The 19,725-nt window shown below is 72.3% G+C and carries 17 protein-coding genes and 2 pseudogenes; 7 read left to right on the plus strand and 12 right to left on the minus strand.

Going from position 1 to position 19,725, the window contains the following annotated elements; all coding sequences use genetic code 11:
* The first annotated feature begins 116 nt into the window (after positions 1 to 116).
* Positions 117 to 548, plus strand: a complete 432-nt coding sequence (locus tag AB0L65_RS27035; protein ID WP_364250292.1) for a calmodulin-binding protein — start codon at positions 117 to 119, stop codon at positions 546 to 548.
* A 101-nt stretch (positions 549 to 649) separates the two neighbouring features.
* Positions 650 to 1,327, plus strand: coding sequence for a response regulator transcription factor (locus tag AB0L65_RS27040; protein ID WP_363985258.1), 678 nt, complete (start codon positions 650 to 652; stop codon positions 1,325 to 1,327).
* A gap of 3 nt (positions 1,328 to 1,330) precedes the next feature.
* Here the strand turns inward: AB0L65_RS27040 and AB0L65_RS27045 are convergent, their stop codons facing one another.
* On the minus strand, positions 1,331 to 2,620 hold the full coding sequence (locus AB0L65_RS27045) for a HAMP domain-containing sensor histidine kinase (protein WP_364250295.1): 1,290 nt from the start codon (positions 2,618 to 2,620) through the stop codon (positions 1,331 to 1,333).
* Between the two features lie 174 nt (positions 2,621 to 2,794).
* Between AB0L65_RS27045 and AB0L65_RS27050 the strand changes: the two genes are divergently transcribed.
* Both AB0L65_RS27050 and AB0L65_RS27055 read left to right on the plus strand, forming a co-directional pair.
* Positions 2,795 to 3,160: a hypothetical protein gene (locus tag AB0L65_RS27050; RefSeq protein WP_364250298.1), complete on the plus strand. Its 366-nt coding sequence runs from the start codon at positions 2,795 to 2,797 to the stop codon at positions 3,158 to 3,160.
* 169 nt (positions 3,161 to 3,329) lie between these two features.
* Positions 3,330 to 4,517, plus strand: a complete 1,188-nt coding sequence (locus tag AB0L65_RS27055) for an MFS transporter (RefSeq protein WP_364250301.1) — start codon at positions 3,330 to 3,332, stop codon at positions 4,515 to 4,517.
* 22 nt (positions 4,518 to 4,539) lie between these two features.
* On the opposite strand, the gene AB0L65_RS27060 is transcribed toward AB0L65_RS27055, so the two are convergent.
* From AB0L65_RS27060 to AB0L65_RS27070, 3 genes are read right to left on the minus strand one after another with little or no spacing between them, the layout of a single operon-like run.
* Entirely contained in the window at positions 4,540 to 7,044 is a 2,505-nt protein-coding gene (locus AB0L65_RS27060) for an FtsX-like permease family protein (protein ID WP_364250304.1), read from the minus strand.
* Positions 7,041 to 7,733 (minus strand): ABC transporter ATP-binding protein, encoded by a 693-nt coding sequence (locus AB0L65_RS27065; protein ID WP_364250307.1) that lies wholly within the window; start codon positions 7,731 to 7,733, stop codon positions 7,041 to 7,043. Before AB0L65_RS27065 ends, AB0L65_RS27060 begins: the two co-directional genes overlap by 4 nt.
* Positions 7,730 to 8,239 (minus strand): PadR family transcriptional regulator, encoded by a 510-nt coding sequence (locus AB0L65_RS27070; RefSeq protein ID WP_364250310.1) that lies wholly within the window; start codon positions 8,237 to 8,239, stop codon positions 7,730 to 7,732. Before AB0L65_RS27070 ends, AB0L65_RS27065 begins: the two co-directional genes overlap by 4 nt.
* A gap of 223 nt (positions 8,240 to 8,462) precedes the next feature.
* Here AB0L65_RS27070 and AB0L65_RS27075 point away from each other — a divergent pair.
* Positions 8,463 to 8,540: pseudogene (locus AB0L65_RS27075) on the plus strand (SigE family RNA polymerase sigma factor); the annotation flags it as partial.
* Positions 8,541 to 8,670: 130 nt separating this feature from the next.
* Positions 8,671 to 9,009, plus strand: a complete 339-nt coding sequence (locus AB0L65_RS27080; RefSeq protein ID WP_364250470.1) for a hypothetical protein — start codon at positions 8,671 to 8,673, stop codon at positions 9,007 to 9,009.
* A 213-nt stretch (positions 9,010 to 9,222) separates the two neighbouring features.
* Here AB0L65_RS27080 and AB0L65_RS27085 read toward each other — a convergent pair.
* The 6 genes and pseudogenes from AB0L65_RS27085 to AB0L65_RS27110 form a co-directional block, all read right to left on the minus strand.
* Positions 9,223 to 10,052 (minus strand): annotated as a pseudogene (locus tag AB0L65_RS27085) (NADH:flavin oxidoreductase/NADH oxidase).
* Positions 10,049 to 11,020: an amidohydrolase family protein gene (locus AB0L65_RS27090; protein ID WP_364250313.1), complete on the minus strand. Its 972-nt coding sequence runs from the start codon at positions 11,018 to 11,020 to the stop codon at positions 10,049 to 10,051. Before AB0L65_RS27090 ends, AB0L65_RS27085 begins: the two are co-directional and overlap by 4 nt.
* A complete protein-coding gene (locus tag AB0L65_RS27095; RefSeq protein ID WP_364250316.1) occupies positions 11,017 to 11,463 on the minus strand; it encodes a hypothetical protein in 447 nt (148 codons plus the stop codon). Before AB0L65_RS27095 ends, AB0L65_RS27090 begins: the two co-directional genes overlap by 4 nt.
* Before the next feature lie 24 nt (positions 11,464 to 11,487).
* Positions 11,488 to 12,681: an FAD-dependent monooxygenase gene (locus tag AB0L65_RS27100; RefSeq protein ID WP_364250318.1), complete on the minus strand. Its 1,194-nt coding sequence runs from the start codon at positions 12,679 to 12,681 to the stop codon at positions 11,488 to 11,490.
* The gene (locus AB0L65_RS27105) at positions 12,678 to 14,075 is read right to left on the minus strand and encodes an MFS transporter (RefSeq protein ID WP_364250321.1); all 1,398 of its coding nucleotides are present in this window, start codon (positions 14,073 to 14,075) and stop codon (positions 12,678 to 12,680) included. Before AB0L65_RS27105 ends, AB0L65_RS27100 begins: the two co-directional genes overlap by 4 nt.
* Positions 14,076 to 14,109: 34 nt before the next feature.
* The gene (locus AB0L65_RS27110) at positions 14,110 to 15,573 is read right to left on the minus strand and encodes an aldehyde dehydrogenase family protein (protein ID WP_364250324.1); all 1,464 of its coding nucleotides are present in this window, start codon (positions 15,571 to 15,573) and stop codon (positions 14,110 to 14,112) included.
* Between the two features lie 117 nt (positions 15,574 to 15,690).
* Between AB0L65_RS27110 and AB0L65_RS27115 the strand changes: the two genes are divergently transcribed.
* A complete protein-coding gene (locus AB0L65_RS27115; protein WP_364250327.1) occupies positions 15,691 to 17,451 on the plus strand; it encodes a GAF domain-containing protein in 1,761 nt (586 codons plus the stop codon).
* Positions 17,452 to 17,493: 42 nt separating this feature from the next.
* On the opposite strand, the gene AB0L65_RS27120 is transcribed toward AB0L65_RS27115, so the two are convergent.
* Positions 17,494 to 18,783, minus strand: coding sequence for a glycoside hydrolase family 30 beta sandwich domain-containing protein (locus AB0L65_RS27120; RefSeq protein ID WP_364250330.1), 1,290 nt, complete (start codon positions 18,781 to 18,783; stop codon positions 17,494 to 17,496).
* Positions 18,784 to 19,096: 313 nt separating this feature from the next.
* Entirely contained in the window at positions 19,097 to 19,723 is a 627-nt protein-coding gene (locus tag AB0L65_RS27125; protein WP_364250333.1) for a TetR family transcriptional regulator, read from the minus strand.
* Positions 19,724 to 19,725 lie beyond the last annotated feature (2 nt).

Genomic DNA, 19,725 nt, shown 5'->3' on the forward strand with positions numbered 1-19,725 from the left:
GTTGCACGCGGTGACAGCGTTATCACTGTGACGTCAGGGGACCGCCCTTACCCTCCTGTGATTACTTAGCGCATGGAAATGCTACTCACAGTAATCGTACGAGGTGAAAGGTCTCCATGCGCAGCATCCTGACCAGGACCGTCACGGCCATCGTCGCCATCGCGACGCTCGGCTTGGCCGCCCCCATGCCCGCCCAGGCAGCGGCCCCGGCCTACTTCGAGTTCACCGACTTCACCCACTCACGGTTCATCGTCCAGATCACCGACCCCGACAAGATCCAGCACGCCCGCGACCTGCTCAGCGGCGACACCACGGACAGGCCGCACATCATCGGACGCATCGCGCCGCGCCCCGCTCCCTACAACCCCGCCTGGAGCTACCAGCTGCGGCCCGAGACGGTCGACTTCTTCGACTTCGGGATCGAGGTCTGCGACGCGACCATCCCCTACGTCGAGGATCACCTGGACGAGGCCGGCGGGGCGTTCCTGCCCGGCTATGTCTGGTGCCCCTGGTCTTCCCGGCTCGTGCGCGAAATTCCGACGGCATAGGCCCCTGACGTCGTCTGCCATCGCGGCCCCCGGAGATCCGATCCGGGGGCCGCCCGCGCAGCTCGACCGCCCTTGACGACGCAGCCCGTACCATCGGGCGCATGACGTGCGTGCTGGTCGTGGAGGACGACCTGGTCATCCGGTCCGAGCTGGTCGAGGCGCTGGCCGCCCAGGGTTACGAGGCGGAGCCGGCCGCGGACGGGGCCGAGGCGCTGCGGGCGGCGGAGCGGCAGCAACCTGACCTCGTCCTGCTGGATCTGGGGCTGCCCGACGTGGACGGGGTGGCCCTGTGCCGGCGGCTCCGGGCAAGGGCGCCGGACACGGTGATCGTCGTGCTCACGGCCCGTACCCAGGAGTTCGAGGTCGTGGTGGCACTCGACGCGGGTGCCGACGACTACCTGACCAAGCCGTTCCGGCTGACCGAGCTGATGGCCAGGATCCGCGCCCACCTGCGGCGGCGCGGACCGGCTCAGGGGGAACGGCTGCTGACCGCCGGGCGGCTGCGGCTCGATCTGCCCGCCCGCCGCGCCTACGTCGGAGAGGCGGAGGTGGCGCTGCGGCCCAAGGAGTTCGATCTGCTGGCGGCGCTGGTGAGCCGGGCGGGCGAGGTGGTGACGCGCGAGCAGCTCATGGACGAGGTGTGGGACGAGAACTGGTTCGGTCCGACCAAGACCTTGGACGTGCACGTGTTCGCGCTGCGCCGCAAGCTGGCCGAGCACGGCGAGGGGATGGAGCGGATCGTCACGGTACGGGGGCGCGGCTACCGCTACGAGCCATGACCATCACATGCCGTGGCCGGGCAGCAGCAGGCTGAACAGCGGCGGTCTGGCCCGGCTGAGCACCAGCCTGCCGCCTTCGGCCTCGGCCAGCGAGCGGGCCAGGGCGAGGCCGATGCCGTGGCTGTCGCCGCTGGACCTGACGAACGGATCGACGCCCTCGGCCACGCCCGTCCCATGATCGCCCACCTCGATGGCCAGCCCGGGGCCGACGTCGGAGACGGTGACCGCGACCTCTCCATGGCCGTGGCGTACCGCATTGTCGACGAGTACGCGCAGGATCTGCCGGACGGCCGCGGGCTGAGCCGTCGCCGGCGGCAGTTCCGGCTCCACGGTGATCGCCAGGCGGCGGCCGTGCTCGGCCAGCGGGCCGCGCCACTCCTGCCGGACCTCCTCCATCAGCCCGCCGACGTCGAGGTGTTCGGTCGGCACGCGGCTGTCGCGGCTGAGTCGTACGAGATCGTCGATCACCTCCTGCAGCCGCTCGCCCCTGCTCAGCGCGGCCCGTACCGCCGGAACCAGGTCTGACCCGGGGCGGGACAGGGCGGATTCCAGGCCGAGCAGCAGGCCGGTCAGACCTGTGCGGAGCTGATGGGAGACGTCGGCGCTGAAGGCCCGCTCGCGCGACAGCACGGCCCCGAGACGGCGGGCGGTCGACTCCAGGGCCTGCCCGGCCTGGTCGGCCTCGCGCAGGCCGGACGGGGAGGCGCGGACGCTGAAGTCGCCGCCGCCGAGGGCCTGCGCCGCGGTGGTGAGCCGTTCGAGCGGCGCGGCGAGCCTGGCCGACTGCCGCACGGCCGCGCCCGCCGCCAACGCGATCACGATCAGCGCGAGTCCGCCCAGAAGCAACCATGCCTCGTGGACGCGCTCCTCGACCTGCGCGTTAGGTGTCGCCACCCGGATGACCATGGCGGTGCCCTCGTCGGAGGGGACCGGCGCGGACACGGCCAGGAAACCGCCCTCGACGGCGTCATGGACGCGTCCGTCCTTGCTGGAGACGGTCAGCCGTGAGTGGGCGGGACCGTCGCCGAACAGCCGGGCGCCGGCCACGTTGTAGCCGCCGATGGCCAGGTCACCCGACATGCCCGTCGGCAGTCTCAACGGCGTCCGCGGCTCGTCGGGCACGGCGGCGGCGACCCAGGCGGCGTCGCGTTGCAGGGCCGCCACGGTCTGGTCGTGGAAGAGCAGGCTCACCGCGACCGCCAGCGGCACCAGGAAGAGCGCGACGGCCAGGGCGGTCACGCTCACGATCACCACCAGCACCCGCCGCCGCAGCGGCACGCCCTGCGCTGTCACCCCTCCAGAGTGGCAGACGCAAGGTAAACGCCCCGCTAACCCGCTGTTGGGACGCTTTCCGCCCGGCTTCGGACCAGGATTAACCCCGCGTTATGAATGGCCGAACCTTCCGCTGTCCCACGTTTGCGCAGACTGACGGGGTCAGTACGACGTCAACGCATCGGAGATATGTCAATGCGTAAGTCCATGCTCATCCCCGGACTCGCCACCGTGGCCGTCCTCGTCGCGGGCGGCGGAGCCGCCGCGTTCGCCTCCTCCACCGGCCAGAGCCCCGCCCCCACCCAGTCCTCCGCCGCCCCCACCGAGAACGAGGCCGCCACGCCCCAGGAGAGCGCGGAGCCCGACGAGGGCACCAAGGAAGACGAGCAGGGCCAGGCGGCCGAGGCCGAGGCCGAGGACGGCAACGACGACCAGGGCGGCGAGCAGTCCGAAGCCGAGGACGGCAACGACGACAACGGTCAGGAAGGCAAGCAGGGCCAGGCGGACGACCAGCACGAGCAGGAGGGCAAGGGCGACGCCTCCGAGCCCGAAGACGGCTGAACCAGGCGCCGGGCACCCCCCGCTCGGGTGCCCGGCTCGGTCGTGAGCGTGCGGACAGTCGCAGGAAGATCTTTGCCTGTTTTCGCGCGTTCGCCATGTGCCAGGGGTATCGCCCGCGCCATCATGCCGCATGCCGAATGCGCAGCTCAGGGGCAGATTTCCCGCCGAAGTGGGACGCAACGGTCTGCTGGTCATCGCGGCCCGGGCCCTGCGGACCTTCGGGTACGGATGCACCAGCGTGCTCCTGGCCGAGTTGCTCGCCCAGGACGGCGACGCGCCCTGGCAGACCGGGCTGCTGCTGGCCGTGGCCGCCGCGGGTTCGGTGTTCGCGAGCCTGATGCTGGGCCTGTTCGCCGACGTGTGGGGACGGCGGCGAACGCTGATCGCGTGCGGCTGCCTGATGGCGGTGACCGGCGTCGTGTTCGCGCTCAGCGAGTCCTACCCCGTGCTGGTCGCCGCCGCCTTCATCGGGACGATCTCGCCCTCCACCAACGACAACACCCCGTTCTCCGGGGTGGAGCAGGCGATCCTCGCCCAGAACTGCCCCCCGGCCCGCCATACGGCCATCTTCACCTGCTACAACGTCACCGCCATGGCATCCGGCGCGCTGGGCGGGCTGGCCGCCGCCGCCCTCGGGCTCCAGACGTGGACATCGGCCCCGGACGCCGCCTTCGCCCTGTACGCGGTCCTGGCGGCCGGCACCGTGACGCTGTTCTGGCACCTGTCGCCGCAGGCCGAGGCCCCCGAGGCCGCACAACCCGACCGGAGCGGGCACCGCGTGCGGGTGCCGGGCCAGGTCCGCCTGCTGGCCGGGCTGTCCGCCCTGGACGCCCTGTCCGGCGGGCTGGCCGTCCAGGCCGTGCTGGCCTGGTGGTTCGCCCACCGCTACGGCGCCACCACCACGCAACTCGGCCTGGTGTTCTTCGCCGCCAACCTGCTGCCGGCCCTGGCCCAGCTCACCGCGCCGCTGCTGGCCGCCCGGCGCGGCCTGCTGGCCACCATGCTCCTTCCGCACACGGCGGCCAACCTGCTGCTGGCCTGCATCCCGTTCGCCCAGAACCTCGCCACCGCCGTCACCCTGCTGCTGCTCCGCCAGACGGTCTCCAAGATCGACGTACCGGCGCGGCAGGCCTTCACGGCCGCGGTCGTTCCCACCGCACACCGCACGGCCGCCGCCAGCATGACCAGCATGGCCCGCAGCATCGCCGTCTCGGCCGCTCCCATCGCCGCCACCACGCTGCTGACCGGCACCCTGGCCGCGCTGGGAGCTCCGCTGCTGCTCGGCGCGGCCCTGGGCCTCGGCTACGACCTCGCCCTCTGGCGCGCCTACCGAGGCGCACCCCTGGCCGAAGGCTGAGCGATCGCCCAGCCGATCCGTGTCACAGGAGCCGGCGGGCGAGGGGCAGCCTGGTCCGGGTGATCAGCGCCGCCGCACTCGCCAGAACGGGCAGCCCGATCACCACGGCGACGAGAAACGGCCACGGTATCGCGATCGTGGCGGGATCTCCGGCGCCCTGCGTCGTCATCGGCCGGGTCAGGGCCAGGCCCGTCACCGTTCCCGCGAGCAGCCCCACCAGCGCGCCGAGCCCGGAGATGTAGAGGGCCTGCCCTGCCACGACCGCCCGCGACATCCTGGGCGTGGCGCCGATGGCCGCCATCGTCGCCCGCTCGGGTCGCATGTCGGCGGCCGCCAGGCGGGTGGCGGCCAGCGTGCCGCCGACGACGAGGACGAGCGCGCCGCCGAGCCAGCCCCACAGGCCGGGGGCGGGGTCGGGCATGTTGCGGTAGCCCTCCTCGGAGGCGACCGTGACGCGGGGGGTCACCTTGGCCAGATCACGCGCCAGCGTCGAGTTCGCCGACGGCCGGTACATGGCGTAGAGCTGGCGCTCCGCCGTCGCGAAGCCGGCCTGCTCCACCAGGGCACGCGGCAGCAGGGCGCCGCCCTGGTGCTCGTCGGCGGGGGTGGCCAGCACCGCCGGCACGTCGAGCTTGCGCGCGGGGCCGGACGTGGAGCTCGCCCGCAGCGCGAGTTTGCCGTCCCGCAGCGCGGCCGGATCGAACACCACGGCCTTCCCGCTCGCCAGTGCCGCGGCCGCCTGCGGATCATGGCGCCCCTGCAGGAGCCTGAGCAGGGTCTGGTCTCCGATGGCCGCCGTGCGACGCGTGCGGGTGCCGTTCCATCGCACCGTGTACCGCAACGCGTAGCGGTGGCCCTTGGCGTCCTTCGCCTGGTAACCGGCGGCGAGGGGCACGCCCGGCAACTGGCGGGCGGCTTCGGCGCGAAGCCCGCTCCAGGCCGCGTCGCCGATGTTTCCGGCCCAGATCGCCAGCATGCCGGTCGGGCGCGCCGAGGTGTAGGCGTTGCGCTGGTCCATGTACTCGCTGTACGTGCCGATGCCCACCGCCACGACGGTGGCCGTAACCGCCATGACCGCCGCCACGGCGCTCGCCGTACGGGATCGGTGGCGGACCGCGTCGCGTACGGACATCCGCAGCGGGAGCCGCAACCGCCCGGCCAGCCGCCCCGTGCAACGGACCAGCCACGGCGTCAACACCACCAGCCCGAGCAGGACCAGCACGGCGGAGGCGAGCACCCACACCGAGCCCGGCTGGCGCCGCGCCACCACGGTCGCCCCCAGTCCGGCCAGCACCAGCGCGGCCCCCGCCAGCGGCCATCCCGGCCGATCGGCCACCGCGGGCGTCCGGCCGGCCAGCACCGCCGCGCTGTTCTGCCGAGCCGCCTGTACGGCGGGCACCAGCGCTGCCACGATCCCGGTGAGCAGGCCCAGCGCGGCGACGGCCAGAACCGGCGGCCACGGCACTTCCGGCGGGCCGGCCTGTCCGCCCCAGCGCGCCATGATCGGGGCGCCGAGCGTTCCCGCCCCGATGCCCAGCACCGTCGCCACGAAGGTGGCGGCCCCGCCGAGAAGCAGTCCGTCGGCCACCACGATCGTCCGCAGCTGCGCGGCCGAGCCGCCCTGGGCCGCGATCTCGGCCAGTTCCCGGCGCCGCCTCCTGAGCCCGACCGCGAAAGCGGGCCCGGCCAGCAGCACGGTCACCAGCACCACCATGATCACCATGGCGCCGATCCCGACCGTGGACTGGACGTCGAAGCCCGAGGTACGAGCCCAAGTGCGAGGGTCCGTCAACATCGCGCGCGAGGTGACGTACAGACCGGCGCTGTTCAGCGCGCTCACGCGGGTCCAGGACACGGGCTCGGCGGTGTCGGCGAGCCATCCGGTGCCGTTCTCGCCCGGAGACCAGAACTCATTCACCGACGCCAGCGGGAGATCGGGGCCCACGACCTGCCGCAGAGAGGGCCGGTACGGATGCTCGATCACGCCCACCACCGTCAGCGGCGCCGCGCCGGACGGCCGCAGGAGATCGCCGGGCCGCAGGCCGAACGCGGAGGTCACCGCGACCTCGCGGGCGGCCGCGGGCAACCTGCCCTCGCTCAGCGTCCGCATCCCCTTGGTGAGGGGGTCGCGCAGGTCGGTCCGCAGCGCCTCGACCCGCTCGGTCCCCAGTTGGAGCACACCTGCATCGAACGGGATCAACCGGGTGCCCGGTCCGAGCAGCGCCCCCACCTCGGCGGCGCCGCGCCCGGGCACGGTCGCTCCTTCACCGCCCCCGCTCCAGCTCGTCCCGTTCGGCTCCTGGCGGAGCACCGTACCCTCGGGTGCCTGCATGAGGAGGGCGTCAGCGGCGCCGAGCTCGGCCACCAGCCCCTCCCGCGGACTGACGCTCATGGTCGCGGCGAGCGTGAGCATCGCCGTGATCACCAGGACAGGCAGGCCGATCATCACCATGATGAGCGCGCTTCGCCCCCGGGAACGCCACGCGTTGCGGCGGGCGAGGCGCAGCGCGACCAGAACGGCGCTCATCGGGCGCTCTCCAGCGGCACGTCCGTGGAATCCGCGACCATCCCGTCACGCAGGAACACCACCCGATCGGCCCAGGCGGCGTAGCGCGGCTCGTGGGTGACGAGTAAAACCGCCGCGCCCGCGTCGCAGCGGGCGCGTAAGACCTGCAGGATCTCATCGCCGGTGCGCGTGTCGAGCGCACCGGTCGGCTCGTCGGCCAGCACCAGGCGCCGCTCGCCGACCAGAGCGCGGGCGATCGCGACCCGCTGGCGCTGGCCACCGGACAGCTCGTCGGGGAAGCGGTCGGCCAGCTCCTCCACGCCGGTCTCCGCCAGCACGACCATGGCCTCCTCGCGGGCGAGACGTGGGCGCACGCCGTCGAGCTCGCGCGGCAGCATCACGTTCTCCACCGCCGTCAGCGACGGGATCAGGTTGAGGTCCTGAAAGACGTAGCCGACGCTGCGCCGCCGTAATGCCGCGAGGTCGCGTACGGTGGCCAGGTCCTGATCGCCGACGTGCACCGTCCCCGACGTGGGCTGCTCCAGCCCGCCCACGAGGTTGAGCAGGGTCGACTTGCCCGACCCGGACGGGCCCATGACCGCGACCAGCTCCCCCGCGTCGACCTCCAGGCTCACGCCCTTGAGAGCGTGTACGGCTGTCGCCCCTTCGCCGTGGACTCTGGCCACCTCGGCCAGCCGTACGACCGTCATGTTTCCTCCTTGAGAACGGCCTCGCAGTGGTCCAGCCACCGTTGCTCAGCCTCGGCCCGGAAAATCATGGAATCGAGCACCAGCCGCCGAGCCGCGCCTCCCGTCACAGCCCGCTTGGCCTTGGTCAGCTGCTGGAGGGCGCGCATGGTCGCCGTACGCTGCCGGCGGATGACCTCGGCGACGTCCACCTCCTTGGCCTCGACGGCCATGGCCAGCTTGATGACCAGCTCGTCCCGCGGCCGGTCGGACTGGACGATGGGGGTGCTGAACCATCGCGCCAGCTCCGCCCGGCCGGCCGCGGTGAGCGTGTAGGCGACCCGGCCCTGCTCGTCCGACTCGCCCGGCTCGACCAGGCCGTCGCGCTCCATGCGGGACAGCGTCGCGTAGACCTGGCCGATGTTGAGCGGCCAGGTCGCCCCGGTCGAGGCCTCGAACTCCACCCGCAGCTGATAGCCGTGCCGAGGCCCTCTGCTGAGCAGCGCCAGCAGGCCGTGCCTGATCGACATGGATACCAAGTATGCATATGCAGTATGCATCGCTCAAGGGAATCCGCCGTATTCGACGAATGGGGCCGTTCCGTCATCGGCGCCGGATCCTGTAGGAAGCCCTCCGCGGGTGCAACCTGCACCCGGGCCGGACGCATCTCCTGGGGTGCACCGACGATCTGGTGCACGGCTGACGTCCACTCCGTCCGACCGGCCGGCCGAGGGCGCCGACCGGGACCTGGTCATGGACATCAACCGGGCTCTGGCCGCCGTTCCCGCCCGCCAGCGCGCCACCCTCGTGCTGCGCTTCCACTGCGACCTGAGCGTGGAGCAGACCGCACACGCGCTGGGCTGCTCCGCCGGAACCGTCAAAGCCAGACCGCCCGCGGCCTGGCCACCCTGCGCTCGCTGCTCGACGCGCCGGAGTCCCGTCTCACACGTACGGAGGAATCATGATGGACGTCAAAGAGGTGTTCGACTCGCTGGCGCGGCAAGAGGGGCCGCCGAGCAGGACGAACGTGAACCGGGCCATGGCGACGGGACGCGCCCGGCGCAGACGCCGTCGTGCCGCCGTCGCCGCGACGTCGGCGGTGGGGGCCGACGCGGCCGTTGTCCTGGCCTGGCCGGTTCACCCATGGCCGGAGCGCCAGAACAGCGTCGTCGCCGCCCTGCCCACCACGCCGTCCGCCACGGTCACGATCACGGTCGCGCCGATCCCCGTCTACAAGGGACTCGCGGAAACCAAGAAGAAGCATCCCCCCAAGGGAAGATCGTCTCCGTACCACCGCTGATGATGTGGGTGAGCGACGCGCCCCGCAAGGGTGAGACGGAGTGACGGCCGTCACCAAGGACGGGGGGAGGCTTCTGGCGAACCTCGCCCGGAATGTCAGTCAGGGGCTCGGGCTCTGGGCCATCAAGTATCCCCGGGAACGGACGTGCTGAGGCTTGACATCACCGACGCCAAGGGGAAGAGCTTGCAGAAGATCGCCGTGTGACGACCTGACTCAGACGGCACGCAGGTACTGCCGCGGATAGCGGTCCCGGAGAGTGGCCGGTTCGAAGCGGGCGGCCGCGCGCAGCGGCCACGACGGATCTCGCAGTGCCTCCCGCCCCAGGAGGACGACGTCGGCGGAGCCCTCGCCGAGCACGGTCTCGGCCTGGTCCGGGCCGGTGATCAGGCCGACCGCGCCGACCGGCAGCATCGCCTTGTCCCGCACCTGCCGGGCGAACGGGACCTGGTAGCCGGGGCCGACCGGGATCCGCTGGTCCGGGTCCAGCCCGCCGGTGCTGACGTCGAGCAGGTCCACTCCGCGGTCGTGCAGGAGCCGGGCGAGATCGACCGTCTCCTCCGGCGTCCAGCCGCCCTCCACCCAGTCGGTGGCCGAGACCCGGACGAGCAGGGGGCGCTCGGCCGGCCATGCCCCGCGCACGGCATCGACCACCTCCAGCAGCAGCCGGACCCGGTTGTCGAAGCCGCCGCCGTAGCGGTCCGCCCGCCGGTTGGCGCGCGGCGAGAGGAACTGGTGCAACAGGTACCCGTGCCCGGCATGGATCTCGACGACGTCGAAGCCGGCCGCGGCCGCGCGCCGGGTCGCGGCGGCGAAGTCCGCCACGATCCGGTGTCCCGCGGGCTGATCCGCCCCTCCGGCGAGACCGCGGTGGACTCGGTGAGCACCAGCCCGAAGCCACCTGTCACCCGGGCGCCGAGATGGACGAGGTGCCAGTCCGTCGGTACGCCGTCGGGGCCGGCGCTGTACTGGCACATCGGCGACAGCCACACCCGGTTCGGCAGGGTGAGCTCGCGCAGCGTCAGCGGGCTCAAGAGCGTGCTCATGCCGGCGCCCCCAGGAAGGCGCGCGCGTTGGCGGTGAGCGTGGCCGCGTCGAGGCCACCCGCCTCGGCGAAACCGACGGGGTCGCGCTGCGCCATGTCGAAGGGATGGTCGCTGCCGCACACCACGGCCTGCTTCCCGGCCTTCGCGGTGAGCAGGCCGAGCAGCGCGCGATCGTGGGTGACGGTGTCGAACCACAACGAGCGCACGGTCTCGCCCGGCGGCCGGGCCGAGTCGCGCCGCACGTCCGCGCGGGTCCGCCACCCGTGGTCCCAGCGGCCGAGCAGGCCGAGCGCGCATCCGCCGCCGTGCACGAAGCAGATCCGCAGGTCCGGCAGTTGCTCGACGACCCCGCCGAGCAGCAGCGCCGCGACCGCGGTGGCCGTCTCGACCGGGTTGCCGACCAGGTTCGCGAGGTAGTGGTCGCGCCACTCCGGGCGCGGGAGCTGCATGGGGTGCACCAGCACGGACAGCCCCTCCGCGGCGGCGACGCCGAGGACGTGCCGCAGTACGCCGCGGTCGAGCGAAGCGCCGGCGAGCACGGGCGGGACGGCCACCCCGGCGATCCCGGGCACCGCGGCGAGCCGCTTGAGCTGCGCCGTCGCCGTTCCCGCGTCGTCGAGGGACACCAGGCCCAGCCCGGCCAGGGCCCCGCCCGAGCCGCTCACGACCCCGGCCAGCGCGTCGTTGAAGGCGTCCACGTACGGTGCGGCGGGGCCGGCGACCGGGAAGGCGAACGGAGGAGCCGAGAGCACCCGGACCCCGATCCCGGCGGCGGCCATGTCGTCCAGGATCGCGGGCACGTCGCTCATCGCCCGGGTCGGGATGGACAGCGGGACGTCGCCGAGGTGGAGTTCACCGTCGCGGTCGTGCAACGGGCCGTACGGCGCCCCCGGCGGGAGGCCGAACAACTCGGGCGGCAGCCAGTGCGCGTGGACGTCGATCGGGCCGCCCGCGAGGGGACCGATCATCGAACGGCCCCGGGCAGCGGGAGCGGCGCGTTCGCGCTGTCGAGGTGCTCCACGGTGGTGAAGACGAGATCGGTGTCGCCGACGTTCTCGATGTCGTGCAACAGGTACTGCCCCGCCCCGAAGACGAAGTGCCGTGTCTCACCGGCGGAGTAGGAGACCTCGCGCGTGGTCCCGTCACTGGTGTGCTGGCGGCTGCGGCCGGCGTTCACCGCGGTCCAGAAGTAGTCCAGGACGTGCCGATGGGCGTGCCAGCGCTGGCCGGGCGCGAGCCTGATCTCCCAGACCCGGACCCGGTCGGTCTCGCTGAGCAGCCTCGAGCCCACCTCGCCGTCGTGGGCGTGCGCGTCGAACTCGGCGCGCAGATCGTCGGACCAGCCGTCGAAGCCGGTGGCCACCAGGTCGCCGGCCAGCGGCAGGTCGGACAGGGAAGCGGTGTCGGACATCTCATCTCCTCTTCTGGTTGTGTGTCAGCGGCCGGGGCCGTAGAGCCCGAAGCGCAGGCTGGGGTCTCCGGGCGTCCAGGTGTTGTGGACCTGTGAGCGTTCCCCCATCGCCACCACGCGCTCCAGCAGCCTGGCGCTGAGCTCGAGCTGCCCGGGCTCCCATTTGCGCAGGGCGGCGGGGATGTCGCCGTCGGCGTCGGCGAGGGCGTCGGCGAGCGCCCAGGCGTCCGCGGCCGCCTTGGCGGTGCCCGCGGCGGCGTGCGGGCGTGCCGCCGCGGCCGCGTCGCCTACCAGGGCCACCCTGCCCTCGGCCATCCGCGTGGCGCGGATGTCGGAGACCACCTGGATGAAGGGGTGTTCGGTGGCCGCGATGACCTCGGCCGCGGCGGGCGCGAGCGACCGGGAGGCCGCCTCGCGCATGTCCTCGACGTAGCGGTCCTGGACCTGGCCCGGGTGCAGGGACACGGTGCCGGTGAAGCCGCGCTTGTCGATGAGCATCTCCGCGAGCTGTCCGCCTGCCGGCACGTTGCGGTACCAGACGTAGTTCATCAGCCGGTCCCGCGGGCCCGTGCCGCGCTCGCCGGGGATCGGGTAGAGCGTGATGTGCGAGTGCGGCACCACGCTGTAGGAGATGGCGTCGCCGAGCAGGGCGCGGGTCGTCCCGCTCAGCTCGTGCTCCGGTACGGTGCCCCGCCACCCGATGTAACCGGAGTATTCGAGCCGGGCGCCGGGATCGAGCAGGGGACGGCCGGTCGAGGTGATGCCGTCGGCGAAAACGACCAGCTCGGCCTCGGCCCGGCGGCCGCTGACGAACCGGACGGTGGCGTGCTCGGCCTCCTGCGCGACGCCGCAGGCGAACTCCCCGAGGTGATAGTGGTCGGTGCCGAAGTCCGCGAGCAGGCCCCGGTAGAAGGTGCCCCAGGAGGTATGGGTCCAGCGGCGCCGATCGCGGTGCACGATCCCGTTGTCGCGGTCGAGGTACTGGACGTACTCCGTCGCGGTGCTCAGAGCGTCGAGGCTCTGCGTACTGCGCTCGGTGAACCACCGTACGGTGTCGGGCTGCAGGACGATCCCGCCGCCCCGCCCGTCCAGCGGGATGGGGGTGCGCTCGAACACCTCGACCGAGAACCCGAGGTCGCGCAGCAGCAGGGCGGCGGTCAGCCCGCCGATGGAGCCGCCGATGACGGCGGCGCGGGCACCTTCGTAGCGGGACGTCACCGGGTCTCCTCTCCGGCGTTGACCGCGTCGCGGTCGGGATGGCTAGACGGGGCGGCCGGTACGGGGTCGTCCGGGAGCGGGGCGCCGCGGGTCTCGGGTGCGGCGAACAGGGCGAGCGAGCCCAGCATCCCGACGGCGACGACGCAGGTCGTGGCGAGCCCGAGGTCCCCGCCGAACCAGGAGGCGGCGACGACGCCGGCGACCAGCGGGCCGCTCGCGGTGATGTAGCGTCCGATCCCGTTGTAGAGCGCGATGCCGGTCGCCCGCACGCTCGGCGGGAAGAGCTCGGGTCCGTAGACGAGGATCCCCGACAGGGCTCCGTACAGGCCGAACCCGACGATCGGGATGACCAGCAGGAACGTGGTGTGGGTGTGGGAGAAGGGGAACAGGAACGCCACGCTCGCGCCGGAGATCGCGAAGCTGGTGGCGAAGGCCCTGCGGCGCCCGATCGCGTCGGCGAGGAAGCCCCAGCTGGCGTAGCCGAGGATGCCGCCCGCGTTGAACAGCATCGACGCGACCGCGACGCGCTCGTTGGCGACGGCGGCGGGCAGGTCCGCGGCCGCGGCCGCCTGCCGGATCACCTGCGGGTACCAGGTCGAGACGCTCCAGAAGGCGACCAGGGAACCGGTGGCCAGCCCGGTCCCGATCAGCGTGTGCCTCAGCAACGGGCGGGTCAGCAGCCGCCGCAGCACGAACCGGTCCTGCGCGGTGCGGTGCCCGCGGGCCTTCCGCTCCCGGCGCGCGGCGATGCTGCCGCTGATCTCCGGCGGCTCGGGGACGTGCCGGCGGATGAAGTACACCAGCAGCGCGGGGATGACGGCGATGCCCATCATCAGCCGCCAGCCGTGCCCGCCGAGGACGGCGTAGGCCAGCGCGGCGATGAAGAAGCCCATGGCGTAGCCGGACATCATCACGCCGGATGCCCGGGCCCGGTGGCGGTTGCGCCAGGCCTCTGCGACCAGCGCGGTGCCGACCGGAGCTTCCACGCCGGACCCGAGGCCGGCGATGAACCGGAACACGCCGAGCTGCCACCAGGTGTCGGCGAACGCGGCCAGCGCGGTGAACACGGCGTACGTGATGATGCCGGCCGACAGCACTTTGACGCGTCCGAAGTGGTCGGCCAGCATGCCGAACAGGATGCCGCCCGTGCCCCATCCCAGCAGGAACAGCGCGACGGTGAGGCCGCCGTAGAGGCCGATGCTTCCGGCGTCCGCGGCGATGCCGCTGTGCGGCAGCAGCTCGGTCATCGCCGGGCCCAGGACCAGCCCGTACAGGCTGGCCGCGAACCCGTCGAGGGCCCAGCCCATCGTCGTGCCCGCCAGGACCAGCCACTGCGTGCGGGTGATCTCGGCGCGCCAGTGGCCGGGCGGTGATGTGTGCGATTCGTTCGGCATGGACGTTCTCCTTGGCCGGGGGGGTGTGCGGAGGTCAGTTGAGGCGGCCGGGCGTGTCCGCGCCGTACCAGTCGACGTCGTCGGGCGCGGTGCGGGCCACGACGGTCTTGATCCAGGTGAAGTCGTCGAAGGACTCGGCGCCCGCGTCGCGGCCGGTGCCGGACTCCTTGATCCCGCCCCAGGGCAGCGAGGGCTCCAGGCGGTGGTGGTCGTTGACCCAGACCATCCCGGCCGCGATCCGGTCCGCGACGCGGTGTCCGCGGGCGAGATCGCGGGTCCAGACGCCGGCGCCGAGGCCGTACCGGTTGTCGTTGGCCTTCGCGACGGCGTCGGCCTCGTCCTCGAACGGCACGACGACGGCGACCGGGCCGAAGATCTCCTCCTGCGCCACCCGCATGTCGTTCGAGACGCCGGCCAGGACGGTGGGGCGGACGAAGAAGCCGCCGCTCAGCGGCTCGGGCAGCTCGGGGACGCCGCCGCCCGCGACGAGCCGCGCGCCCTCCTCCACGCCCACGGCGATCATCCGCAGGACCTTGTCCCGTTGCGCGGCGCTCACCATCGGGCCGAGCTGGGTGCGAGCGTCGGACGGGGCGCCGATCCGGATCGCCTCGGCGCGGCGGGCCAGCGCCGAGACGAAGCGGTCGCAGACGCTTCGCTGCACGAGGAACCGGGATCCGGCCACGCAGGACTGGCCGGCCGCGACGAAGGCCGCGAACGCCGCGCCCTCCGCGGCCACCTCGGGATCGACGTCGTCGAAGACCACGATCGGCGTCTTGCCGCCGAGCTCGGCGGTGACGCGCGCGAACCGCGCCGCGGTCGCCACGGCGGCGGCGCGACCGGCCTCGGTGCCGCCGGTCAACGTGATCTTGGCGATGTCCGGGTGTCCGGTGAGCCGCTCGCCGACCTCGCGACCACCGGTCACGACGGTGACCACGTCCTCCGGCAGGCCCGCCTTGTGCAGGAGGCCGACCAGTTCGAGCGTGGACAGAGGAGTCAGTTCGGACGGCTTCACCACGACCGTGTTGCCCGTGGCCAGGGCGGCGGAGAGGCTGCGCGCCAGGATGAGCAGCGGGTGGTTGAAGGGCGTGATGATGCCGCAGACGCCCAGCGGCGCCCTGCGCTGGTAGGTGAGGTAAGGGCCGTCGGACGGCAGCACCGCGTCGCGCTGTGCGGCGAGCAGGCCGGCGTTGTAGCGGAACCACTCGGGGACCCTGGAGAGCTGGGCGCGCGTCTCCGTGACCGGCCGGCCGTTGTTGCGGGTCTCCAGCCGGTACAGCGACTCCGCGGCCTCCTCGATCACGTCGGCCGCGCGGAGCAGCAGCCGGCCCCGCCGGCTCCGGGTCAGCGCCGGCCACGGCCCGTCCAGGAACGCCGCCCGCGCCCGGCGGATCGCCGCGTCGACCTCGCCGGGGGTGCTGTCCGGCACCGTACGGATCACGGCGCCGGTGGCCGGATCGAGGATCGGCCGGTCCCTGGGTTCCTCGGGGGAGTTCGACATGCCATGACCTCCGGTGGTGCGACTTCGATGAACTCAGTGTTACGGCGAAGTGTCGCCACGACCATGTTCGAAATGACACTGTTTCGGGCATTGAGTGGTGCGATGTACATTCACGACATGGACGGTGGAGATGCCACGGAGCTGCGCAGCTGGCTGGCGGCGGTCAGCGCCCTGACGGCGGCGGTCAACGCCGGCAGGGGGCTGCGGGACGTCCTCGACCTCGTCGCCGCGACCGCCCGGGAGCTGCTCGGGCTCGACTTCTGCGGCGTGCTCGTGCCGGACCCCGCGGAGCGGAACCTCGTGATCGCCGGCTGGAGCGGGCTCACCGAGGAGTACGTCGCCCGGGTCAACTCCGACCGGCCGGTCCGGCTGGAGGCCGACGCGTCCGGCGGCGCCCCGTCCAGCCGGGCGTACCGGTCGGGCCGGCCGTGCGCGGTCGCCGACATCTCCCTCGAACCCGACTTCATCTGGGGCGGCGTCGCCCGCGAGCAGGGCTACCGGTCCATGCTGTCGGTCCCCCTGGTCACCGCCTCCGGCGTGATCGGCACGTTGAACAGCTATCGCTCGGCCGTGCACGAGTTCGGCCCCGAAGAGATCGACCGGCTGCAGTTGCTCGCCGAGCACGCGGCCCTCGCCATCACCTCGGCACGGGTGCTGGACGATCTGCGCGACCAGCGCGACCTCGTGATGCGCTCGGAGAAGATCCACGAACGCCTGCTGCGCGTCGCCGTACGCGCGGGCGGGGTCGAGGGCATCGCCGGTGCCCTGCACGATCTTCTCGGCGCTCCCGTGCTGGTCCAGGGCGTACGCGGCGAGGTCCTCGCCGAGGCCGGAGGTCCGCCCGATCTCCCTGGTGATGCTGGTTACGGCCGGCGCGCCGAGGGGGGCGGGCTCGTCCGCGAGCAGGGCCCGCACGTCGTCGCCGACGTCGTCCTCGAAGGGGAGGTGGCCGCCCGGGTCTGGGTTCCCGGCCGGGCCGGCGCGCTCGCGCCTCTGGACCGCCGGGCCCTCGAGCACGCCTCCATCGTGCTGTCCCTCGAACTCCTGCGCCGGCGCACCGCCCTTGAGGTCGAGCAGAACCTGCGCGGCGACCTCCTCGCCGACCTCCTCGCCGGTGCCGACCCCATGTCACCCTCCGTACGCGACCGCGCCGGCCTGCTCGGCCACGATCTCGTCCGGGACCATCTCACCCTGGTCGCCCAGGTGACCACGGGCGGGGGCCCGGCTCCGGCGGGCGCCGTCCAGCGCGCGCTGACCGAGGCCGTCGCGCTCGCGTCCGGTGTGCGTCCCCGACCGCTCGTCGCGGTTTACCGCGACGTCATCGTCGCCCTGTGGCCCGTCGTCGCAACCGGCCCCGCGGCGGGCAGACCCGCCGCCGACGCGCTCCGGCGGAGCGTGCGTTCCGCCCGCGGGGTCGACGACGCCACCGTCGCCGTGTCCGACCCGGCCCAGCGCGACCTCCTGAACGCCTACCGCACGGCACGCGGCGCGCTCACCGTCGCCGGCCATGCCGGGCGGAGCGGCAGCACGATCACCCTCGACGATCTCGGCGTCGCGGGGCTCCTCCTGCAACTCGGCGATCCCGTGCGGCTGCGGGCGTACGCCGACCGTACGCTCGGCGCCCTGCTCAGGTACGACCACGACCACGGAGCCGCGCTGCTGCGGACCCTGCGCACCTACCTCGACTCGGGCGTGGACCGCCACCTGACGGCCCGCGCCCTCACCCTGCACCCGAACACCGTGAGCCAGCGCCTTCGCCGCATCGAAGCCCTCACCGGCCTCGACCTCCGCTCGTCCCAGGCGGTGGTCGACGCCCGTGCCGCCCTCATCGTGCTCGACGTGGCAGAAGGAACCGACGCCGCGCACGACCGGGTGTGAGCCTGCCTCCCGGCTTGGCGTCGGTTCCGCCGATTGTCCGGGTCACGCGGTCACGAAGGTCATCACGCTTCGAGCGGGAAGCGTGACGGTGAAGGAACCGTTCGACACGCCGGCCGTGCCCTGGGGTGCGACGTTCCTGCCCGCGTCGGTCAGCCAGGAGGAGACCCTGGACGCGGTGCCGTTCCTCAGGGTGAACTGCTGGCTCACCGCGGAGGTCCCCTTGTTGACGGCGACGACGACGATCGTGGAGCTGCCACCCCGGTACGCCGACACGTAGAGGTTCGACGCCGGGCTCGCCGTCGCCTCGATCCGCACGTATCCGGGGCGGACGAACCTGGCGAAGTGCGCCATGTTGGCGCCGCGCTTGCTGATCTGGCCGTCCTCACGCATGGGGCCGTAGCCGCGCCGGATGTACCACCAGATGTACGCCTGGAACTCCGCCTCCACCATGGCGCGGTGGAGGTGCTCCCCCACGTCGAGCGCCTGCGGCCACAGGTCCGCCGAATCGGAGCTGTTGGGGTAGTAGACCTCGGTCATCCAGAGTTCCTTGCCCGCGCCCTTCTGCTTGAAGAGGGGATAGGGGAAGTTCGCGAACGATGTGCCGTAGAGGTGGGCCCCGATGATGTCCACGTTGGCGAGCGCCGTGGAGTCGTTGAGGATCGGGTCCGACATGTTCTTCAGGTATTGGAAGGATTCGGGCGCGATGACCCTGGTGCCGATCGAGCCGGCGTTCTCCCGCAGGAACCGCACCATTTCGGCGGGAGTCCACCACGTCCAGTCATGCGCGTAATCGGGCTCGTTCTGCACCGATATGCCGTACAGATTCACCCCGTTGTTCCGCAGGTAGGTGGTGAAGTCGTTCAGGTGCTGGGCATAGGCGCCGTACATGTCGTATCTGAGGCGTCTGGCGTTGGTCTGACTGCCGCGGACGAAGGTCTCGACCATGCGGGCGGGCGGATTCCACGGCGACGCGATGACGGCCGCCCCGAGCTCGCTCGCGCGCCTGGCCGTCGCCAGATCGCGGCCCCAGTCCGCCTGGTTCTCGGGGACGGGGATCCTCAGCACGGAGAACCCCAGCCGCCCCTCACCGGTGCCGAACGCCGTGTCCCGCTGGGCAGCCGTCAGGTCGCCGATCCAGGCCGTGTGGGTCATGCCGCCGAAGCCCCGTATCGTCTGCCGCTGCACCGACGCGTCGATGACCGCGGCGGCGGCAGCCATCGCGGCCGGTGTCGCGGCCGTGAGGACCGGCAGGGCCCCCATCGTCGCCAGGACGGTTCTCCGGCTCAGCGATCGCCGCTCGCCGCCGGCGGGCTCGTTCCGACCTTGCGTCATCTCTCCTCCTCGTGGCTGTTGATGTGCTTTGGGAGCGCTCCCATCTTCGGAATGCGCCTCGGCCTAGGATCGGCAGCAAAAGTGTCCAGAGTCGCTGATTTTCCGCGTACGGCCTGCGCTGATTGTTCGCGCTAACATCTCTGCAGGAACGTAAAGCCCTTACTGCGACCCGTCAACCGGCGCGGCGGCACGGCCCTTCCTGTAGGCGACAAATTAACTCTTTATCCGCCGCAAATTACGCAGTTTCCGACCGGTGACTTCTGTGAAACTTTCACTTGCGCGGGCAATGCGGCGCGGGCCGCCGGCAGGCACGTCAGCCGGTCGTCGGGGTCTCTGTCCGTTCGCGAGGAGTGGCGGGCGGGAAGAGCGTGGCGACGGCGCGGATGACGGCGGCGCGGCGGGCGGCCGGGCTGGGGTCGGCGGCGGTACGGGGGGCGACGGCGCCGAGTTCGGTCTGGTCGATCCAGGTCATGGCGATCTGGACGACCAGCGCCAGGATGTCGATGGGATCCCAGGCGGGATCGAGATCGCCGTCGGCCTGGGCGGCCCGGATTTTCTCGATCTTGGTGGGGAGCGTGCGCAGGACGGCGCCGGTGTAGGCGGCGGGAACCTCACTGGGTGCGGCGGCCCGTTCCAGGCGGCCCCAGAGGATGAACCGGTGCCGGTCGGGGTTGGCGGTGAAGTAGTCGAACAGCTGGCCGGCATAGGAGGGCAGGTCGGCGGGGTCCAGATGCGCGGCGTCGGCGGCGGCGACGAGTTCGGCGGAGGCGACGTGCTCGTAGAGCCCTTCCTTGCTGCGGAAGTAGGCGTAGACGCGTTCCTTGCTGGTGCTGGCGGCCTTGGCGATCCGGTCGACGCGGGCGCCGGCGATCCCGTGCTGGGCGAACTCCGCGCGGGCGGCGGCGATGATCCGGTCGTGGGTGGAATCGGTGCTGGCCATGC

Origin of the sequence: Nonomuraea sp. NPDC052116 (assembly GCF_040680035.1) — a bacterium.
GTDB classification, from domain to species: Bacteria; Actinomycetota; Actinomycetes; order Streptosporangiales; family Streptosporangiaceae; genus Nonomuraea; species Nonomuraea angiospora_A.